The sequence below is a fragment of the Lysinibacillus sp. NPDC095746 genome (assembly GCF_044763535.1).
GTDB lineage: Bacteria > Bacillota > Bacilli > Bacillales_A > Planococcaceae > Lysinibacillus.
In genome coordinates, this window is record NZ_JBIWGL010000061.1 from 1 (window position 1) to 4,585 (window position 4,585).

Annotated in this window: 4 protein-coding genes, 1 rRNA gene and 1 pseudogene; 3 read left to right on the plus strand and 3 right to left on the minus strand. The window is 37.1% G+C overall.

The annotated features are described in order from the left end of the window. Nucleotides 1-105, plus strand: a 5S ribosomal RNA gene (rrf, locus tag ACIQ7N_RS23465); the annotation flags it as partial. A 485-nt stretch (nucleotides 106-590) separates the two neighbouring features. Here rrf and ACIQ7N_RS23470 read toward each other — a convergent pair. From ACIQ7N_RS23470 to ACIQ7N_RS23480, 3 genes and pseudogenes are all read right to left on the minus strand, one after another. Beyond that, nucleotides 591-891, minus strand: a pseudogene (locus ACIQ7N_RS23470) (IS5/IS1182 family transposase); the annotation flags it as partial. Nucleotides 892-1,076: 185 nt separating this feature from the next. After that, nucleotides 1,077-1,376: a transposase gene (locus ACIQ7N_RS23475; RefSeq protein ID WP_402936650.1), complete on the minus strand. Its 300-nt coding sequence runs from the start codon at nucleotides 1,374-1,376 to the stop codon at nucleotides 1,077-1,079. A 720-nt stretch (nucleotides 1,377-2,096) separates the two neighbouring features. Further along, nucleotides 2,097-2,810 carry a hypothetical protein gene (locus ACIQ7N_RS23480; protein WP_402936652.1) on the minus strand — a complete coding sequence of 238 codons (714 nt, stop codon included), beginning with the start codon at nucleotides 2,808-2,810 and terminating at the stop codon, nucleotides 2,097-2,099. A 239-nt stretch (nucleotides 2,811-3,049) separates the two neighbouring features. Here ACIQ7N_RS23480 and ACIQ7N_RS23485 point away from each other — a divergent pair, with 239 nt between their 5' ends. After that, nucleotides 3,050-4,231, plus strand: coding sequence for a PDZ domain-containing protein (locus ACIQ7N_RS23485; RefSeq protein WP_248717936.1), 1,182 nt, complete (start codon nucleotides 3,050-3,052; stop codon nucleotides 4,229-4,231). Continuing rightward, entirely contained in the window at nucleotides 4,231-4,461 is a 231-nt protein-coding gene (locus ACIQ7N_RS23490; protein ID WP_132364002.1) for a DUF2198 family protein, read from the plus strand. Before ACIQ7N_RS23485 ends, ACIQ7N_RS23490 begins: the two co-directional genes overlap by 1 nt. The last annotated feature ends 124 nt before the right edge of the window (nucleotides 4,462-4,585 follow it).

The window sequence follows — 4,585 nt, forward strand, 5'->3', positions numbered from 1 at the left end:
TGGCAAAGAGGTCACACCCGTTCCCATACCGAACACGGAAGTTAAGCTCTTTAGCGCCAATGGTAGTTGGGGGCTTCCCCCTGTGAGAGTAGGACATCGCTAGGCAAAATAATTTAGGTCGAGAATATATTTCTCGGCTTTTTTATTTGCATTTTTTCAGGTGGTTAACTCAAATCATACTATAGAAATGGTTATGGTTTCTGCCATTTATCTAGCCGAAGGTTAAGAAATAAGGAATCTTCTCGGAAAAGTAATGGGCGATGAAGCAAAATTTCGAGCACTAGCTGACGAAGATGCAGGACCTAAGGTTTGTTTAAAATAAAGTTTGGTTAAAAGTAATTCTAAAAAGCATTTTATATAAATGAAAAGATAGCACATTGAGCAAAGTTTGATTAAAATATTTCTTTTCCCTCTCAAGCTGTAGAAACAACTTTGATAGCACAATATGAAAAATAACGACTTCTACAATTCATGATTGTAGAAGTCGTTATTATATGAATCAAGAGCTTAGACTGCTCCTATTAAGAAAACTTACGTTTTTAAAAATTATGTTGCTTGAGTTTGTGTCTGTAATAAAGCATTTAGACGATCTACTGCAACTTGCAGGCATTATAAATAAACGTCACCAGATTGAAGTGAAGTTTCGCCTTTCTTCCTGTTTCAACAGCATGCGCTCTTTATACAGTTGTTTCCATAGTTCAGAGCCACGTGCTGGATACGTAAATTTCCGTAAATCATTGTTACACTTGATTTTGAAAACCTTTTGACAGAGTCACGTAACGGACAGGTTGCACATTCCTTTGGCCTTGTGAATTTTAGTGTTCGGTATTTTTCATCGAAGCTGTCGTAACAGTAGCTGTGTTTACGTACACATATCGGTCTGAAATGCTCACCAAATCCAAGATACTCGCCTTCGTTGCGGATGATTCCGTCGCTCGGATTTCTTTCCGTAGCTCTGGCTCTACTTTCTGTCACTTCGCCTCATCTTTCCGTCGCTCTGGCCCTACTTTCAGTCACTTCGCCTCATCTTTCCGTCGCTTTGCCTCTATCTTCCGTCGCTCTGACTCTTCCTTCCGTCACTCGGATTTATAGTGAATCACTGCACGCATTTGATACTCGTGTAATTGACGGTAAATGGGTTCAAAATCATACCTGGCATCCAAAATAGTGGTCGTAAAATGCCCTGGAAATAGGTTTTCTACTTCCTTTAAAAGAGGATTCGCTGTTTTACTATCCGACAAATTGCCAGATGTCATGAGGCGAGAGGCGATATATTGACTCTTGGTTGTCACTACGAGATGCCCTTTAAAGCCAAACCAAAACGTATTTTTGCCGTCACTGTTCTTTTTGATACCCCAATTCGGTTCGATGGGCACCTCTTGCCACAGTGTCTCTAGTGGTGTATCGAGTTGATGCCTGATTTCTTTTTCATAAGTCGACTAATTGGCTTCGATTTCTGCTTGTTTCGCAAGCCGATCCTCACGTTCTTCTTTTGATTTTCGTCCACATTTTTTGTTTCTCCGAAGGTTTCGCTGCATCGTGTGATTCGAAATGTGTGGCATCTATAGCGAGATGCTTATCACAAATGAAACCTTCTATAAAGGCCGTTTGAATCAATGTATCTTGCATCTGATCGACTAATAACGTCGATCATACGTGAATAGGACGCTTCAAATGGAACCACGTCTGAAACGAGAAAACCGCAATTGAATCGAAATAAAGGATGTTCACTAGATTAAATCCTTAATCGTTGGAAACCGCTCGACAATACGAACAACGAGTGACTGTATCATAGCACCGTAATTTTAATTCACGGGGCACCACGTAATGTCTTTTTTGAAAATAGCTGAAAAATAGGTTACACGTCGAAAGTGGCAAAAATCGTATAAAAACGACGGGAACTTCATTTCCATTAATTCTTGGCTATCAAATAGGCTCATTTGTTTTACACTAGTCATAGGGCATTCACCTCATTCAGTATGGTTTAGTTTAGACGCTACCATTATACCGAATTTGGGGAGGTGCCCGTTTTTTATTGTTTTAGAACCTTTGATCTAAAGGGATTAAATTTATGAAATTAGCTCATATTACTTGTATTATTTTTTTAGATTTGATAATTCATAGTTAATAACTGCCTTTATTTTATCGTTTCCAATTGCTCCATTCTGGAATGTATTAGAATCGCTCCAGTAAAGCTGCCTAAATGAAACACCATTATTAAGTTCAATCCCCAAAAATATACGTGTACCATCTTGCTTACCTATATCAATTAATGATTGTCCATCTGCTAATTTTAATTCGTAAAATGCTGCTAGGAACGTATCCTTAGAGGACTGTGAAAATGTGTGTATTCTCTTGCCATCTTCATTGCTTTCAAAATAGATATTCTTCACTAAATGATCCATAGGGTAAAGTTCTCCTACTGTTTTTGCCTTTTTATTTGTGTTGGCTACATAAACATCATTATTTGCAGCAATAATCAAGGATGACGGATATCCTTTTATTTCAGAAATGATTGTTCCTTCTTTTAAATATGTCGCATCACCATTTTGCATCTTGTGATTACTGCATGCATTGTCAGCCATTTTATATGTCACTTTACCAAGTTCTTTACCTTTTTCAATTGTTATAGGAAGATTTTCATTCGCTGGCTCTGGAAAATGATGCTCATACTGTATATCGTTAATCATCAACACATCCACCCATTCAATTACCCCATCAGGACACTCTTTAAGAAAAGTGAAGTTACTGCACGAAGATATCAACAAAGCAAATACAGAAATAAACATCATCTTTTTAAAAACTTTCAATATAACACCTCCTAGTTATTAGACACTTATTACAAATTTAAGTTACAGGTAATATTTGAATGTTCTGATTAATTTACAAAAATGGTAAACGACGTACTTGCAACGTTTTAAATGAATATCTGCTGAATACGATAAAAAAATAAGAATAGAAGGCTTTCTGCTAGATTGTACTACGCAAGAGTGTAGTCGTTTGATACAATAAAATCATAGTATTCAAGATAGAAACGGCGGGTGTTCGTATGGTTAGTGATATTTTAATAGAAATTGTAACAGCGATTGGCCGCTTTTTAATTAACCCATTAATGTATATCGCAATGTTATTTGCGGTTTTATTAGGTTATAGTCGTGTAAAGCAGGAGCGGAAATTTTTTAATAGACGTATTATTTGGGGTTGGACAGAGCTAATTGGTCAATGGAAATTTGGGTGGCTAAATGCCCTCCTCATTTCACTCATAAGTGTTGGTTTAGGTTTAACAGTGCCTAAAGCTTTTTTAATGATTTTAATTGCTATTTCTGCGTTGGCACTATTACTGTTCTTCATTAATGCACTTTCACCTATCTACACAATGGGGCTTGCAACATTAGCAATGTGGTTGATGTACCATTACAATTGGACATTTTCTTGGTGGAAAATTTCTTTAGAAGGTGTAAATTTATTAGATGGTTCCATTATAACGATTACGGTTTTAGCAGGTCTAAGTGTGATTGCTGAGGGTATATTAATTCGTCGAACAGCAATGAAGGTAACGACACCGAGAGTTGAAAAGACGAAGCGAGGTATGCAGGCAATTGTCTATCGTTCAAGAAATGTTTGGATATTGCCAATTTTCTTTGTAATACCTGGTGATATTATTCCTGTAGATTTCCCATATTGGCCCCAATTTACATTAGGGGAGAGTACTTTTGCACTTGTACTATTTCCACTCGTTATAGGCTTTTCAAAGCTTACTCGAAAAGAATTGCCGACTGTGCAATTGCCTAAAATTGGCCGAGCGGTGCTTATACTAGGGCAGTTAATTTTAATAGGTGGACTTGTTGCTGCGTTGGAGCCGTTTATTGGCTTTATCACGTTGGCTATTGGTGCCGTGATTCGTATCATTATCACGATCTACTATGCGCTGCAAGATAAAACGGACATTTATGCGGTTGCACCAAATTCAAAGGGCGCTATTATTGCGGCTGTCTTACCTGATTCACCTGCTGAAAAAATGGGCTTACTGGCAGGAGAATGTATTCGTAAAGTAAACGGTCAGGCCATTTTTACTGAAAATGATTTATACGAGGCTTTGCAATTAAATGCTGCACATTGTCGTCTAGAAGTAATAGATCGAAACAATGAAATACGCTTAACACAGCATGTTATATATAGCAATGATCATTATCGTATTGGATTATTACTAGCTGAGCAGAGGGATATATGATGGATGTTTTCGGGAAAATGATGCTAGCGTTATTTTTACCAGCATTACTCGTATTATTGTTTACTAGAATTACATATAATCGGTATGTTGCATTAATATTGGCAATTGCGCTTATTGCGGCATCTGTCTATGCAGGATATACTTCGCCGCCTATTATTTTCGTAATCGATGCATTTTCGTTAACAGTAGGCTTTTGGCTAGCAAGTAAAATGAGAAAAAACAAATATTAATAGAAAAGGTCAGTCCAAAGTGATAGCTTTAAAATGTACCCTATAAGATAGACACTTTCAAAAAGGTCATCTTATAGGGTATTTTTGTTTATAATGAAGAAAAAACGAGCGGTGGTTAATAGTA